Annotated in this window: 14 protein-coding genes and 1 pseudogene; 11 read left to right on the top strand and 4 right to left on the bottom strand. The window is 74.3% G+C overall.

Going from position 1 to position 14753, the window contains the following annotated elements; genetic code table 11:
• The coding region (locus tag AAHZ94_RS13835) for a serine/threonine-protein kinase (RefSeq protein WP_349993159.1) at positions 1 to 1953 on the bottom strand (1953 nt) is incomplete at its 3' end.
• Positions 1954 to 2209: 256 nt separating this feature from the next.
• Here AAHZ94_RS13835 and AAHZ94_RS13830 point away from each other — a divergent pair.
• The 9 genes from AAHZ94_RS13830 (at position 2210) to AAHZ94_RS13790 (ending at position 8366) form a co-directional block, all read left to right on the top strand.
• On the top strand, positions 2210 to 2356 hold the full coding sequence (locus AAHZ94_RS13830) for a hypothetical protein (protein ID WP_349993158.1): 147 nt from the start codon (positions 2210 to 2212) through the stop codon (positions 2354 to 2356).
• Between the two features lie 250 nt (positions 2357 to 2606).
• The gene (locus AAHZ94_RS13825; RefSeq protein WP_349993157.1) at positions 2607 to 3038 is read left to right on the top strand and encodes a PPOX class F420-dependent oxidoreductase; all 432 of its coding nucleotides are present in this window, start codon (positions 2607 to 2609) and stop codon (positions 3036 to 3038) included.
• A gap of 227 nt (positions 3039 to 3265) precedes the next feature.
• Positions 3266 to 3655: a hypothetical protein gene (locus AAHZ94_RS13820; RefSeq protein ID WP_349993156.1), complete on the top strand. Its 390-nt coding sequence runs from the start codon at positions 3266 to 3268 to the stop codon at positions 3653 to 3655.
• 224 nt (positions 3656 to 3879) lie between these two features.
• Entirely contained in the window at positions 3880 to 4749 is an 870-nt protein-coding gene (locus AAHZ94_RS13815; protein ID WP_349993155.1) for a class I SAM-dependent methyltransferase, read from the top strand.
• 233 nt (positions 4750 to 4982) lie between these two features.
• Complete coding sequence (locus AAHZ94_RS13810; RefSeq protein ID WP_349993154.1) at positions 4983 to 5285, top strand: ArsR/SmtB family transcription factor; 303 nt, start codon at positions 4983 to 4985, stop codon at positions 5283 to 5285.
• The gene (locus AAHZ94_RS13805; protein WP_349993153.1) at positions 5282 to 5674 is read left to right on the top strand and encodes a VOC family protein; all 393 of its coding nucleotides are present in this window, start codon (positions 5282 to 5284) and stop codon (positions 5672 to 5674) included. The genes AAHZ94_RS13810 and AAHZ94_RS13805 overlap by 4 nt, the downstream gene beginning before the upstream one ends.
• A 306-nt stretch (positions 5675 to 5980) precedes the next feature.
• Entirely contained in the window at positions 5981 to 6973 is a 993-nt protein-coding gene (dhaK, locus tag AAHZ94_RS13800) for a dihydroxyacetone kinase subunit DhaK (protein ID WP_349993152.1), read from the top strand.
• A gap of 404 nt (positions 6974 to 7377) precedes the next feature.
• On the top strand, positions 7378 to 7944 hold the full coding sequence (gene dhaL / locus AAHZ94_RS13795) for a dihydroxyacetone kinase subunit DhaL (RefSeq protein ID WP_349993161.1): 567 nt from the start codon (positions 7378 to 7380) through the stop codon (positions 7942 to 7944).
• Positions 7941 to 8366 carry a PTS-dependent dihydroxyacetone kinase phosphotransferase subunit DhaM gene (locus AAHZ94_RS13790; protein WP_502964668.1) on the top strand — a complete coding sequence of 142 codons (426 nt, stop codon included), beginning with the start codon at positions 7941 to 7943 and terminating at the stop codon, positions 8364 to 8366. Before dhaL ends, AAHZ94_RS13790 begins: the two co-directional genes overlap by 4 nt.
• A 379-nt stretch (positions 8367 to 8745) precedes the next feature.
• Here the strand turns inward: AAHZ94_RS13790 and AAHZ94_RS13785 are convergent, their stop codons facing one another.
• The 3 genes from AAHZ94_RS13785 to AAHZ94_RS13775 all read right to left on the bottom strand — a co-directional run bounded on the left by AAHZ94_RS13785 (position 8746) and on the right by AAHZ94_RS13775 (position 13531).
• The gene (locus tag AAHZ94_RS13785) at positions 8746 to 10641 is read right to left on the bottom strand and encodes an ABC transporter ATP-binding protein (RefSeq protein WP_349993151.1); all 1896 of its coding nucleotides are present in this window, start codon (positions 10639 to 10641) and stop codon (positions 8746 to 8748) included.
• Positions 10634 to 12532 carry an ABC transporter ATP-binding protein gene (locus tag AAHZ94_RS13780; protein WP_349993150.1) on the bottom strand — a complete coding sequence of 633 codons (1899 nt, stop codon included), beginning with the start codon at positions 12530 to 12532 and terminating at the stop codon, positions 10634 to 10636. The genes AAHZ94_RS13785 and AAHZ94_RS13780 overlap by 8 nt, the downstream gene beginning before the upstream one ends.
• Positions 12533 to 12703: 171 nt before the next feature.
• On the bottom strand, positions 12704 to 13531 hold the full coding sequence (locus tag AAHZ94_RS13775; RefSeq protein ID WP_349993149.1) for a siderophore-interacting protein: 828 nt from the start codon (positions 13529 to 13531) through the stop codon (positions 12704 to 12706).
• A 105-nt stretch (positions 13532 to 13636) separates the two neighbouring features.
• Between AAHZ94_RS13775 and AAHZ94_RS13770 the strand changes: the two genes are divergently transcribed.
• On the top strand, positions 13637 to 14638 hold the full coding sequence (locus tag AAHZ94_RS13770; RefSeq protein WP_349993148.1) for an ABC transporter substrate-binding protein: 1002 nt from the start codon (positions 13637 to 13639) through the stop codon (positions 14636 to 14638).
• Between the two features lie 42 nt (positions 14639 to 14680).
• A pseudogene (locus AAHZ94_RS13765) lies at positions 14681 to 14753 on the top strand (GntR family transcriptional regulator); the annotation flags it as partial.

Genomic DNA, 14753 nt, shown 5'->3' with positions numbered 1-14753 from the left:
CCCCGGGGGGGGGGGGGGCGCCCGGGGCCCGGCGCCCCCCGGGCGGGGGGCGGGGGGGGGGGCGCCACCCCCCCGGGGGGGGGGGGTGGGGGGCCGCGGGGGGGGCCCCCCGCCCCCCCCCGCGTCGGGGGGGGCGTGGGGGGCGGGGGGGGCGGCGCCCCGCGCCGCGGCCCGGGCCGCGGCCACCTCGCGGTAGGCGTGCAGGGCCTCGTCGCTGCGGCCGAGTTGACCGAGCGCGTACGCCACCTCGTACCGGGTCACCAGCGTGTCCGGGTGCAGGGCGCCGAGTACCCGGGCGCGGGCGGTGGCCACCTCGCGCGCCATCCGGTAGGACTCGTCGAGCCGGCCGCGCCGGCTGAGGTTGAAGGCCAGGTTGTGTCGACAGCGCAGGGTGTCGGGGTGGTCGGGGCCCATGACGCGGGTGCGGGCGGCGAGCACGGTGCCGTAGATCTCGTGGGCCTCCAGGTGCCGGCCGAGTTGGCTCAGCACGTACGCGGTCTCCTGGCGGGCGGCGAGGGTGTCCGGGTGGTCGGGGCCGAGGGAGCGTGCGCGGCCTTCGGCGACCCGCCCGTACTCGTGCAGCGCCTCGGCGGGGCGGTCGAGCCGGCCGAGGGTGAACGCGATCTCGTAGCGGCTGGCGAGGGTGTCGGGGTGGTCAGGCCCGAGGGCCTGTTCGCGTTCGGCGGCCACGGCGCGGTGCACCTCGCCCGCCTCCTCCCAGCGGCCGAGCCGGGCGAAGCTGAGGCCGGCGTGGTGGCGGATGGCCAGCCGGTCCAGGACGCCGGGCGGCGGCGTGGGCCGCTTCGGTTCGGCGCCGGCCGCGGGCGGGCGCGCGGTCGCCTGGGGTCCGGTCCAGGCGCCGGTCAGGCCGGCGGAACCGTCCGGCGGGGACTGCGCGGGGAAGGCGCCGGTGGCCCTGGAGCCGATGGTCATGTGGCGGGCCCAGGACGGCAGGTCGGCGCCGGCGGCGGGCGGCTCCGTCTCCGCTTCCGGCTCCCCGCTGGCGGTCGGCGCCCCGGCAGCGCCGGTCGTGCTGGCCGTGCCGGGCCCGCTGGCCGGCGGGTCGCCGTCGCTGACCCGGCGGGCGGCTGTGGACTCCCCCGGCGTGCCGCCCGCGATGCGGGTCGCGAGCGTGGCCGCGTCGGCCGGGCGCTCCTCCGGGTCCTTGGCGAGGAGGTCGAGTACGGCTTCGGCGAAGGTGGCGGGCAGTTCGGGGCGGCGGTCGCGCAGCGGCTCGGGCGGGGTGTCGCGGTGGCCGACCAGGACCGCCCAGGCGTCCTCGTGGTCGAACGGCGGGGCCCCGGTGGCCAGTTCGTACAGCACGCAGCCGAGCGAGTACAGGTCGCTGCGGTGGTCGACGAGGCCGCCGGCGATCTGCTCGGGCGACATGTAGTGCGGCGTGCCCATGGCGATGCCGGTGCCGGTCAGCCGGGAGGTGAGGCCGCCGATGTCGTGGCCGAGGCGGGCGATGCCGAAGTCGCAGATCTTCACGGTGCCGTCGGTCAGCCGCATGATGTTGGCCGGCTTGAGGTCGCGGTGCACGATGCCCTGCCGGTGGGTGTAGGCGAGGGCGGCGCTGACCTGCTGGGCGATGTCCACCGTGTCGGCCACGGCCAGCGGCTCCGGCTGGCTGTCGTCCAGGAGTTGGCTCAGGTTGCGGCCGTCGAGCAACTCCATCACCAGGTAGAGGACGCCCTCGCTCTCGCCGAAGTCGTGCACCACGGTCACCCCGCGGTGCTGGAGCGATGCGGCCACCTGGGCCTCGCGGCGGAAGCGCTCGCGCAGCACCCGGACGTAGGACGCGTCGTGCTGGGGGCCGATCGGCTTGAGGCACTTGACGGCGACGTGCCGGCCGAGCGAGGTGTCACGGGCGCGCCAGACCTCGCCCATGCCGCCGCGCCCGATGAGGTCCAGGAGCTGGTACCGGCCCTGGATCAGCCTGGTGTCCGCCATCGATTCCGCCATCGGCCGCCGTCGCCCCCGTCATCGCTCGCCGTGCCCTCCCCTGTCCACCCAGTATGGCCGCCGGGCCGGGCGGCTTGAAGGCGAGGAAGGGGCAGCGGGGGCGGGCGGGTCGCTGCCGGCGACGGGCGGTGCCACCGGAGCAGGCACCGCCCTGGCCACGGGGCGGCGGCCCGAGCCTGACGGCGCGTATCGTCATGGGGTGATACGTCCCGTACGGGGGCGACTGAGGAAAGGGTGGGGTGCCATGGCGGGCTTGGTGGGGCGGATCAAGGCGTTTGCCCGTAGCCCCCAGGGGCGCAGGCTGGTGGCCGAGGGGCGGCGCGCGGCGGCTGACCCCAGGAAGCGGGAGCAGGCCAAGCAGTTGCTGCGGAGGCTGCGCGGGCGGCGCTAGCGGCTCGGTTGGCCGTGGTGGGTGGGCCGTGCCTGGCGGGCCGCGGTGGGTCGGCTGGTCGGCTGTTCGGTACGGGGGGGGCGCGGCCGGGCCGGGGCTCGTGGCCGGTGGCGGGGTCGGGCTCGCGGTCCGTGGCGCAGCCGGTGCGCATGGTGGTGCGGCCGGGCTGCGGGGTGGGCCGGCTGCTCCGATCGGCTGAGGTCGAAGGGCGCGGGGAATAGGCTCCGGGCCCCACGACTTGGTGTCGGACATGACTGACACCGCGTACGATCCGCGCACCCTGCTCGCCGAAAGCCGGCTGGGGGTCCTCGCGACCCTCAAGTCGGACGGGCGTCCGCAGCTTTCGCCCGTCATGCCCTACTACGACCGGGAGGCCGAACTCCTCTACGTGTCGATGACCGAGGGGCGCGCCAAGACCGTCAACCTGCGCCGGGCCCCGCGGGGGGCGGGGGGGGCCCCCCGCGCCGACGGGGGGTCGTGGGCCACGGCCGAGGGCACCGTGAACCTCATCGGCCCGGGTACCGAGCCGCAGGGCCCCGAGGTCGAGGCGTTGGTGGCGTACTACCGCCGCGCGGCCGGGGAGCATCCGGACTGGGCGGAGTACCGGTCGGTGATGGTGTCCGACCGCCGGGTGCTGATGACGATGGCGGTGGAGCGTGTGTACGGCCAGCGCATCCGCTGACGGGCGGGGGCGGCCGGGCGGGGCTCGGTCGTGGGGGTGGGCCGGGCGCGTCGGCGGGTGTGGGCCCCGGCCCGTACCGACCGGGTTGGTCGCCCTCGTTGGCCGTCGCCCGGCCGCAGGCGCGAGAGGCCGGGCGGTCAACGGACCTGGCACCGCGTCTGCTTGACTGGTGGGCCGCTTGGCTTGTGAACCGCCCGCCCGGTCGTCCGTCACCAGGGGATGCGTAGATGCGCCGAATACTCGCCGTACCCGTCTTGGCCGTGGCCCTCCTCCTTGCCGGGTGTTCCGAGGAGTCGGAGCCGATCGCGGGAGAGTGGGTGGCGGACGGCCCCCAGCCGCCGGGGTACGACGACTTCGGGAACCACGCGACGATCCAGGTCGACGACGGCAAGGCCACCCTCGGCATCCCGCCGATGCGCCTGTGCGGCGGCGCGGCGGTGACGGAACTGGACGACAGCGAGGGCAGCACGAAGAAGTACCGGCTCGCGTTCCCGGCCCCGTGCATGTCGGTCAGCGTTCCGACCAACTTGGACGTCGTGGTCGACGGAGACACGTTGCGGGCCACCCTGACGGGTCTCCAGGGCGACCGGACCTTCCGGTTCCGGCGCGCCGATTAGGTCCCGTCCGGCGGATCGGGTGGCAGGGGCGGTGGCCGCCCGCCCTCACGAGGGCACGGTGCACGAGGCCCGCGCGAGGTCGCGTACGTACTCCGCACGCACGAGCTCCGCGCGTACGCGACCCCTCCGCACCTGATCCCCGCGTACGCAGCCCATGTGTACGCGGCATGAAACCTGACCGGCAGCCGTGGCGGACGTGGCGTCGACTGTCGATCATGAGGTCCGTGACGAGAACGACTGAACCCGATCCGGTAGCCGTCGTGCGCGACTACTACGAACGGTCGGCGCGGCGCGAGGCCGACCGGTTGAGCCGGCCTGCGGACGGTGCCGTCGAGCGGGAGTTGCACGCGCGCGCGTTTGCGGAGCACCTGCCTCCGGCGCCCGCCCGGATTCTGGACAACGGCGGGGGTCCCGGCACGTGGACCCGGTGGCTCGCGCGCCGGGGACACCGGGTGACGCTCACCGACCTGTCGCCCGCGCTGCTCGACGTCGCGCGGGATCGCATCGCGCAGGACTCCGAGCCGTACGCCGGGAGCGTGGAGGCCGTCGTGGAGGCGGACGCACGCGATCTGAGCGCCTTCCCCGACGCCTCCTTCGACGCCCAACTGTGCCTGGGGCCGCTGTACCACCTGACGTCCGGCGCCGACCGGGAACGTGCGCTGCGGGAGGCCCGTCGGGTCCTGCGGCCGGACGGGCTGCTGTTCGCGACCGTGATGCCGCGCTACATGCGCCTGGTCTCCACCGTCCTGGAGCACGGCACCGCCGCCTTCACCTCGGGGACGGCAGACCTCATCCTGGACGAGGGCCACTACCACGACGCCCGGCCCGGCCGTTTCACCGGCGGATACCTCACTCGTCCCGATGACATCACTCCGCTCTTCGAGGACCACGGGTTCCGCGTACGGCACCGGCTCGCCTCCCAGGGCATCCTGGCGTGGGCGCAGCCGGAGGTCGCCGCGCTCGCGCAACGGGACCCCGACGCCTACGAGCGGCTGCTCGACGTCGCCTACCGCACCGCCGGCGACCCGTCCGTCCACGGCATGAGCGGCCATCTACTAGTCATCGCCGAGCGGTCGACGGCTCCCGCCGCGTAGCGGAACCGCGCCCGGCCCGTCGGCGGCCCGTCGGCGGCCCCATCGGCGGTGGGCGGTGAGGCCGCGCCCCGAAGGCCGTCGGGGGCGCGTCGCGATCGCTGGTCGCAGGCCGTCGGAGGCGGGCCGGCTGACGGTCGGTGGTGGGTTGGCGGTGAGTGGCGGGCCGCGGGCGGATACGGGGCACGGCGCGTCCCGCCTCAATAGGCAAGTGAGCACTTGCCTATCCTGGTGGCGTGGTAGCCGACCTGTTCAAAGCCCTGGCCGATCCGACACGCCGCACGATCCTCGACGAGCTCGCGGAGAAGTCAGGGCAGACACTGTTCGAGATCTGCTCGCGGCTGAGCGTGAAGCACCAGCTCGGCATCTCGCGCCAGGGGGTCTCCCAGCACCTGGCCGTACTGGAGGCCGCCGGACTCGTCGAGACCAGACGGGAGGGTCGCTACAAGTTCCACGACCTGAACACGGCCCCGCTGCGGCAGATCACCGAGCGATGGCTCGTGCCCGACCCGCCAGGACCGGAGGAGAACGCCCCATGAAGATCCACCTGACCAGCGTCTTCGTCAACGACCAGGCGAAGGCCCTGCACTTCTACACCGAGATCCTCGGCTTCACGAAGAAGCACGACATCCCGCTGGGCGGAGGAGCCCGGTGGCTGACCGTCGTCTCCCCCGACGAGCCCGGCGGCACCGAACTCCTCCTGGAGCCCGCGGGCCACCCGGCCGTCGGACCGTACCGCGCCGCACTCGTCGCGGACGGCATCCCGCTCGCCCAGTTCGCCGTCGCCGACGTACAGGCGGAGTACGAGCGCCTGCGCGGCCACGGCGTCCGCTTCACCCAGGAACCCCTGGACATGGGCACCGTCAGCACGGCCGTCTTCGACGACACCTGCGGCAATCTGATCCAACTTGCGACGCAGCCGCAGTAGCCGCAGTGGGGGCGCCGACCACGGCAGGGGCCGCCTTCCGGGCCCGACGGGCCGTGCGTCATCCGCATCGCGGAACCGGTTCCGGTGCCTGCACCCGTGCCAGTACGGTCGGGCCCGTGGGCGAGGGGGGGCGGGGATGCTCGGGGGACGACACCCGTCGACGCCTGCCGTTGCGCGTCGGCACCCGGCGGCACCTGCCGGCATCCACCGGCATCCACCGGCAGCGCCCATGTCCGGCGTCGCCCGGCCCGCCCCGGCCACACCCCAGCCCACAGGCTCGTTCAGGAATCTGCCGAGGAGAGACAGTTGAGGATGCTCATCAACGTGCCCGACACCGTCGTCGCCGATGCGTTGCGGGGGATGGCCGTCACCCATCCCGAGTTGATCGTGGACGTGGACAGTCGGGTGATCGTGCGGCGGGACGCGCCGGTGGCCGGGCAGGTGGGGTTGGTTTCGGGGGGCGGGTCGGGGCACGAGCCGTTGCACGGGGGGTTCGTTGGGCCCGGCATGTTGTCGGCGGCTTGTCCGGGGGAGGTCTTCACCTCGCCGGTGCCCGATCAGATGGCGAAGGCGGCTGCGGCCGTGGACAGCGGTGCGGGCGTGCTGTTCGTCGTGAAGAACTACACCGGTGACGTACTGAACTTCGACATGGCCATCGAACTCGCCGAGGACGAGGGCGTGCAGGTGGCCAAGGTGCTGGTGGACGATGACGTCGCCGTCACCGACAGCCTGCACACGGCCGGCCGACGGGGTACGGGTGGCACGCTGTTCGTGGAGAAGATCGCCGGGGCCGCGGCCGAGGAGGGGGCGCCGCTGGAGCGGGTCGCGGCCGTCGCGCGGCAGGTGAACGCGGAGTGCCGGAGCTTCGGGGTGGCGCTCAGCGCCTGTTCCACGCCGGCCATGGGTGGGCCCACCTTCGATCTGCCGGCCGGCGAGTTGGAGCTCGGGGTGGGCATCCACGGCGAACCCGGCCGGGAGCGGCGGCCCATGATGACCTCGCACGAGATCGCCGACTTCGCCGTGGACGCGGTCCTGGAGGACCTGCGCCCGACCCGGCCCGTACTGCTCCTGGTGGGCGGCATGGGCGGCACGCCGCTGCTCGAACTGTACGGATTCGCCGCCGAGGTGCACCGGGTGCTGGCCGAACGCGGCGTCCCGGTGCTGCGCAGCCTGGTCGGCAACTACGTCACCTCGCTCGACATGGCGGGCTGCTCGGTGACCCTGTGCCAGGCCGATGAGGAGTTGCTGCGGCTGTGGGACGCGCCGGTGCAGACGCCGGCGCTGCGCTGGGGCCGGTAGCCGGGGCCGAGGGCCGCGGGCAGGGGCCGCGGTCAACGGCGGGGTCCCGCTGGGGCCCGCACGGACCGCGAGGGCCGGGGGCCGCGGGTGGCCGCGGCTCCTGGGCGCCGCTGCTCGGCGCTACCGGGGGCGGTACGGCGGGGCGCCCCTGGTCGGGGCACGGGCCGGGGCCCGGGGTGGCGCTCGCGAGCACGCGGGGTGGGCGGGGGCGCTGCGTAGGCTGGCCGGTGACCGACGGACCACGGCCGGCCGCGTGCCGGTCGAGTGAGCGAAGGGAACCACCCGTGCCCGGCAGCGCATCCGCATCCGCATCCGCATCCAGCAGCGACCCCCGTGCCTCCGCCAGCCCCGCTCCCCCGGGCGGTGCGCGGGACCGGCTCGACGCGGCGTTCTTCCAGCGGTGGTTGGCGGCGGTCGCCGCCGCGGTGGACCGGGAGGCCGACCGGCTCACCGAACTCGACGCGGCGATCGGGGACGCCGACCACGGCAGCAACCTCAAGCGCGGCTTCGCCGCCGTCGCCACCGCCCTGGACGCGGAGCCGCCCAGCACCCCGGGGGCCGTGTTGACCGCGGCGGGGCGGCAGTTGATCTCGACGGTGGGGGGCGCGTCGGGGCCGCTGTACGGCACGTTGTTGCGGCGTACCGGCAAGGCGCTGGGGGACGCGGCGGAGGTCGACGCGGCCGGGTTCGGCGCCGCGCTGCGGGCCGGGGTGGCGGCGGTGGCCCAGTTGGGCGGGGCGGCGCCGGGCGACAAGACGATGGTGGACGCGCTGGTGCCGGGGTCCGAAGCGGTGGACACCTCGTTCGCCGCCGCCCTGGCGGCGGCCGATGCCGGGGCCCGGGCGACCGTGCCGCTACGGGCGCGCAAGGGGCGCGCCAGCTATCTCGGCGAGCGCAGCGTGGGCCACGAGGACCCGGGTGCGCGTTCGTCCGTGCTGCTGTTCGCGGCGCTGGTGGAGGTGGCGGCGTGAGCGCGGTGCAGCGGGTGGCGGAAGCCGGCCGGGTCGGGGTGGTCGTGGTCTCGCACAGCGGCCCGGTCGCGGCGGCGGTCGCCGAGTTGGCCCGTGGGCTCGCGGGGTTGCCGACGGCGCCCGTCGCGCCCGCCGGCGGCACCCGGGACGGCGGGCTCGGCACCAGTTCCGACCTGATCGTGGCGGCGGCCCGGGCGGTGGACGGCGGGGCCGGGGGGGCGCTGCTGGTGGACCTGGGCAGCGCCGTCCTCACGGTCAAGGCCCTCCTCGCCGACGAGGACGAACTGCCCGCCGGCACCCGGCTCGTGGACGCCCCGCTGGTGGAGGGCGCGGTGGCGGCGGTGGTGACCGCGGCCACCGGGGCCGATCTGGCGGCGGTGGCCGCCGCGGCCGAGGAGGCGTACGAGTACCGGAAGGTGTGAGTCGGCGCCCCGGCCCCGTGCCCTGGGGTCGGGGCGCCGGCCCCGTACGGACCGGGTTGCCGTACGGGTCGGGGGCGCCGGGCCCCGTACCGCGCGGGTGGTCGTACGGGTTGCCGTACGGGTCAGGACGCCGGCCCGGGGTCGTACGGGTGAGGACTCCGGCCCCACGTCGTGCGGGGCGGGGCGCCGGGCCCCGTACCGCACGGGTGGTCGTACGGGTTGCCGTACGGGTCAGGACGCCGGCCCCCCGGGGGGCCCCCCCCCCGGGGGGGGCCGGGCGCGGGGGGGGCGGGGGGGGGGGGGGGGGGGCCCGGCCGCGGCCGGGGGGGGCCCCCCGGGGGGGGGGGGGGCCCCCCGGGGGGCAGTCGAGGAGGGTGGGTCAGCCGAGGGGCGTGGGTGACGGCGGGGCGCTGATGCCGCCGTGTTCCAGTCGGATCACCCGGGGCAGCCGCTCGATGGTGCTCTCGCGGTGCGCGATGACGATCAGGGTGCGGTCGGCGCGCAGCACGTCGATGGCGGTCTCCAAGGTGTGGGCGGTCTGCGGGTCGATGTCGGCCGTCGCCTCGTCCAGCACCAGTACGGCCGGATCGACCAGGGCGGCCCGCACCAGGCCGATGAGTTGCACCTCGCCGGCCGACAGTCGGCCCTGACCGCCGCCGATTCGGGTGGTGAGGCCGTCGGGCAGGCCGGCAGCCCACTCCGCGAGGCCCAGCCGGGCGACGGCCTCGCGCACCGCGTCGGCGGTGGGGCGCTGGGGCACCAGGGCGAGGTTGTCCAGCAGGGTGCCGCTGATCAGGTGCACCCGTTGCGGGATGAGGACGATGCGGCGGCGCAGTTCGCCCGCGGGCACCTCGCGCAGGTCGGTGCCGGCGTAGTGGACGCTGCCGGAGTCGGGCGTGTAGAGGCCGGTGACGAGCTTGGCCAGGGTGGTCTTGCCGGCGCCGGGCGGGCCGACCAGGGCCACCCGGGCGCCGGCCGGGATGTGCACGCTCAGGCCGTGCAGCACCTCGGCGTCGGTGACGTAGGAGTAGCGCAGGCCGCGCACCTCAAGGTCGCCGCGGTCGGGCAGCGGGGCGGCGGGCGTACGGGCGGCCGGCTGGGCGGTGGGTGGCTTGCTCGGGGTCGGACGGGCCGGGTCGGCGGCCGGTGCGGGCGGCGTGCTGCCGGCGGTCTCCGGGGCGGCGGTCTCCGCGACCGGGGCGCTCGGGGCAGGGGTGTTCGGGGAGGCGGGGTCCTTCGATGGGGAGGTCTGCGAGGGCGGGGCGTCGTCATCGGTGGCGTCGCCCGGGGCGGTGACGGTCAGCAGGTCGAGCAGCCGGGCCAGGCCGACCTTGGTCAGTTGCAACTGGCCGACCAGGTTGGACGCCTGGGTGGCGGAGTCGAAGAGCTGTCGGGTGGCGAGGATGAAGACGACGACGGTGCCGACGCTGATCTGGCCGTCGGCGGCCAGCCAGCCACCGAGCAACAGCAGGACGACGGTGGTCAGGCCCTGCACGATGCGCGACAGGCTGATGATGAACAGCGTCTTCTGGGTGCGCCGTGCGGCCTGGTAGCGGTGTTCGCTGTCGGCCAGGAAGCGGGTCCGCCAGGCGTCCACGCCGCCGTTGGTCTGGAGCATTTCGCGGGAGGTGACCAGCTCCCGATAGGTGGCGGCGACGGTGCCCGCCGCGGCGGCCTCGGCCGCGAACGCGGGGTTCGCGGCCCGTTTGAACCGGCGCAGCACCCAGACGATGCCGGGTACGAACACCACCAGCATGCCGAGGGTCAGCAGCGGCGAGTAGCCGACCAGCAGGATCGTGGTGAACAGCAAGTAGCCGACGACGGTGAGGACTTCGGGTAGTTGGCTGCGGACGAAGTTGGCCAGGTCGGCGATCTCGGTGGTGGTGCGGCGGAGCAGGTCGCCGGAGCGGTGCGCTTCGAGGAAGCGCAGCGGCGCCCGGGACAGCCGTCGCACGGCCAACTCGCGCAGTCCGCGCACGACGCGTTCGCCGACGGTGGTGAGCCACACCTCGGACTGCCGGAACAGCACGAGGCGCAGCACCATCAAACCGATGAGCACGCCGGCCGCGGTGAGCAGCCCTTCGCGGTCGTCCTCGATGAGCTGATCGACGCCGGCGCCGATGACGGCGGGCACGGCCACCGTGCAGGCGGTGGCCAGGGCGCTGCTGACCAGCGCGAGGGCGATGCCACGACGCTCGGCACGCAGATAGGGCCAGGCACGGCGCAGCACGGCCGTCTGGTCCGGGGTGGCAGAGAGCCCCTGTTGCTCAGCCATGTGCGCTCACCCGCTCTTCCTCGTCGTCGGCGCCGGTACGGGTGGGGGCCTTGGTGTTGGCGTCAGTGCCGGTACCGGTGCTGGTCTCGGCGGGGCTGGAATCCGTGGTGGCTTCGGTGCTGGTTTCGTCGGTACCGGTTTCGTGAGCACCAGTACCGGTGGTGCCGGTGTCCGAGGCATCGGATTCGGCGGTGCCGGTATCGGCCGGCGGCGGGGTGGCCGGTCGTAGTGTCAGGACGCGGTCGGCGGCGGCGATGACGGCCGGGCGGTGCGTGGCGAACACCACCGTCAGCGCATCGGTGCGGTTGGTCAGGCCCGCCATGATGGCCCGTTCGGTGGCGGTGTCGACCGCCGATGTGACGTCGTCGAGCAGCAGTACGGAGGGCTCGCGCAGCAGCGCCCGGGCCAGGGCGAGGCGCTGCAACTGGCCGCCGGAGAGGGTGTTGCCGCTCTCCCCGAGCGCCGTCTCCAGGCCGTCGGGCGCACTGTCCAGGTAGTCGTCGAGGGCGGCCAGCCGGCAGGCTTCCCGGAGCTGGGTGTCGGTGAAGTCGCCGCCCAGGCGCAGGTTGTCGGCGAGGGTGCCGCTGATGGTGACCGGCCGCTGCGGCACGTACGCGATGCGGGTCCGCAGGTCGGTGGCTGCGGCATCGGTCAGCGGCACCGCCCCGTACCGTACGGTGCCGGCGCTCGCCTCGGTCAGCCCGGCGAGCACCCGCAGCAGCGTGGTCTTGCCGGAGGCCATCGGGCCGGTGACGGCGACCAGTTCACCGGGGCGGGCGCGCAGGCTGGTGGGGGCGAGGGCGGTGCGGTCGGCGAGGCGTACGGCGAGTTCGTCGGCGACCAGGTCGCCGGTGGCCGGCAGCGGGGTCGGCTCGGCCGGTTCGGTGCGCGCCGGCCGGGCGGTGAACACCTCGGTCAGCCGCTCGGCCGCGGTGCGCGCCTGGGAGAGCTGGCTGAGCCGCAGGGTGAGCACGCCGACCCAGAGCACGAGCATGCCCATCCAACTGGCGAAGGCGACGATGCCGCCGATGGACATGTCGTCGCGGAGCACGGCAAGGCCACCGACGGCGAGGCCGACGCCGATGGCGAGGCCCGGCACGAAGGGCGAGCTGGCCGCCCAGCTCGCCGATATCCGGGCGGTGGTCAGGGTGTGCTCGGTGACCTCGCCGCTGCGTTCGTCGTGCCGCTCCACCAGGGCGCGTTCGCCGCCGATGCCGCGGACGGCGGCGCTGGCCGAGAGCAGTTCCTCGACGGCGTCCGCGCGGCTGCCGTGGGCGGTGGACAGCTTGGCATTGGCCGCCCCGAACCACTTGGGGAAGAGCACGGTGTTGATGAGGACCAGCGGCGGCACGCAGGCCAGACCGACCACGGCGAGCAGCGGATCGAGACCCAGGATCGCGATGATCATGATGGTGAAGCCGATGACGCCGGTGACGAACGAGGCGAAGCCCATCAGCCAGGTGCGGACCAGGTCGACGTCGCGGGTGCCGCGCATGCTGAGGTCGCCCTCGCCGTACCGGTCGATGGCCGCGCCGTCGAGTGCGCCGATGCGGTCGGCGAGGCGCAGGTAGAGCCGGTTGCCGGTGAGGGTGGCGGAGACCGTGGACTGCCAGCCGAGGAGCATTTCGCCGAGGGCTGCGGCCACGCTGACCGCGGCGATGATGCCGGCCCAGCGCAGCGTGGCGCCCGAGTCGTCGACGGTGATGCCCCGGTCCAGGGCCCGCTCGACGCACCAGGGCAGGCCGATCAGGGCCAGTTGGTAGCCGAGGCCGCCGAGTACGGCGAGGGTGATGCGGCCGGCGTTGTCGCGCAGGCACCACCGGAGCAGGCTGGTGCGTTCGGGCGTGGGGGCGGGCGCGGGGGCGGGCGCGGCGGGGGCGGGGCGCGTCATGCGCGGCTCCCGGTGAGGAGTGTCAGCATGGTCGGCTTGGCCTCCGTTGGCCGTTCGTCGGGGTGGGGCCCGCGCGCCCGGGTGGGGCGGGGCGCGGGGTGCGGCCGGTTGTTGGGCGGGTGGGGCGCGCGGGCGCCGGGCCGCTGGCCTGGGTGGGGGCACATGGCGGGGTCAGACCTCGCTGTCCTGGGTCTCGCCCCGCGTCCAGTACGCGGTCAGATGGGTGTGGGCGCGGTCCAGGCCGCGGTCGCGTACGTAGTGGCCGCGCAGCGACTTGACGACGCCGCGCTCAGCCGCGCCCCAGATCCGTCCGGCGCCCGGTGGCAGCGCCAGTGCGAGCGCCGCCTCGTGGAGGAGGGAGCCGGCGGGGCGGCCGTTGCGGTGCAGCCAGTCGACGTCGGCGTCGGCCGCGGTGGGCAGCGGCTGTTCCTCCGCCGCGTCGGCCACCTCGATCAGCACCCGGACCCTGGCCGTGGCGGGCAGTTCGGCCAGGGTGGCGGCGATGGCGGGCAGCGCCGTCTCGTCGCCGAGGAACAGGTACCAGGGTGCTTCGGGGTCCAGCGGGTAGGCGGGGCTCGGCCCGAACCAGATGCTCTCGTCGCCCGGCCGTACGGTCTCGGCCCAGCCGGAGGCGAGTTGGTCGGCGCCGTGCAGGACGAAGTCCATGTCGACCTCGCCGCGTTCGGGGTGGTGCTGGCGGATGGTGTAGCGGCGCAGGCGGGGGCGGGCGGTGGGGAGCAGGGCGCGGGCCGCGTCGGCGGTGAAGGGTCGGGGCAACTCGACTTCCGCGTCGTAGAAGTACAGGGCGACGTGCTGGTCGGTGCCGTTGCTGAGGAACTCTGACAGGTCATCACCCCCAAAGGTGATCCTCGTCATGTGCGGGGTGATCTGGTGCACCTGGCGCACCCTGGTGACGTTCAGCCTGCCCGGCCGACGGCTTGCATACCGGCGCTCTTCGGTCGACGCCCCACTCATCCCGATGGTCCCCTCACTCCTCAACGACGGCCAACTCCTTAGATCTTGCGGTCAAGGAGTAAGTTAGGCAAGCCTAACCTTTGCGGTGCGCGATCGTCGCGCCGTCCGGACCGTGCAAGGAGCACAGATATGACTCGATCCGCCATCCCGTTCACGCCCGTGAAGCGCCGCGCGTTCCTGGGTGGGCTCGCCGGGGCAGCCGCCGCACTCGGGCTTGCCGCCTGCGGGGTGAGCGATTCCGGCGACGACGAGAAGGACACCAAGGAGAGCAAGGGCGGCAAGGAGGGCGGCGAGCAGGGCACCCGCAGCATCAAGACCGACAACGGCACCGTCACCGTCCCGACCAAGCCCGAGCGCGTCATCGCCTGTGAGAACTGGGACACGTTGATGCTGCTCGACCTCGGCATCGTGCCCATCGGCATCCCGGACGGCATCGCCAACGCCGCCGCGCTGCCCGCGGACGTCTACCAGAAGCTGCGCGACGTCAAGACGATCGGCGTCGCCGGCACGCCCAACAGCCAGGCCATCGGCGCGCTCAAGCCGGACCTGATCGTGGACCAGTTCTACAAGGACAAGACGGCGCCGCTGAAGACCATCGCACCCGTCGCGTACTACAACTGGTCGGACAGCGGGGCGCTCTGGTACGAGCAGCTCGACAAGATCGCGGACGCGGTCAACCGGCGCGACGCGCTCACCGACGCCAAGTCGGAATACCGCCGGCGGCTCGCCGAGGTGAAGGGCGCGTACGCGCAGCAGATCGCCAAGACCACCTGGGCGCCGCTCAGCGGCGGCCAGAACGGCGCGTTCTTCCTCGGCTCGCCGCTGCTGACGGTCATGCGCGACCTCGGTCTGAAGATCGGGGCGAAGATCGCCAAGGACGAGTCCGGCTTCGTCCAGAAGTCGTACGAGGAGTTGGAGATCCTGGACGACTGCGACGTGCTGCTCTACCCGCAGCTCTTCGACGGCAAGGCCCCCGCGCTCACCCAGCAGTTGCTGGACAACAAGGTGTGGAAGGGCGTACGCGCGGTCAAGGCCGGCCACGCCTTCCCGATCCAGCACTACACCGTGGGCTCCTACCGCTGGGCCAACGGCGCCGTCGACGAGATCGAGAAGATCCTCAAGAAGCTCTGACCGACCGGGGCCCGGCGCCCCCCCCCCCGGGCCCCCCCCGCCCCGGGCAGTCTGCTGGGCAACGAGATCGACCTCGCCGGCCGGCTCGGGCTCTCCCGGCCGACCGTACGACAGG

The organism is Streptomyces sp. HSW2009 (genome assembly GCF_040240285.1).
Taxonomy (GTDB): Bacteria; Actinomycetota; Actinomycetes; order Streptomycetales; family Streptomycetaceae; genus Streptomyces.
The sequence above is the reverse complement of the archived record's forward strand: the minus strand, read 5'-3'. Positions and strand labels throughout refer to the sequence as shown.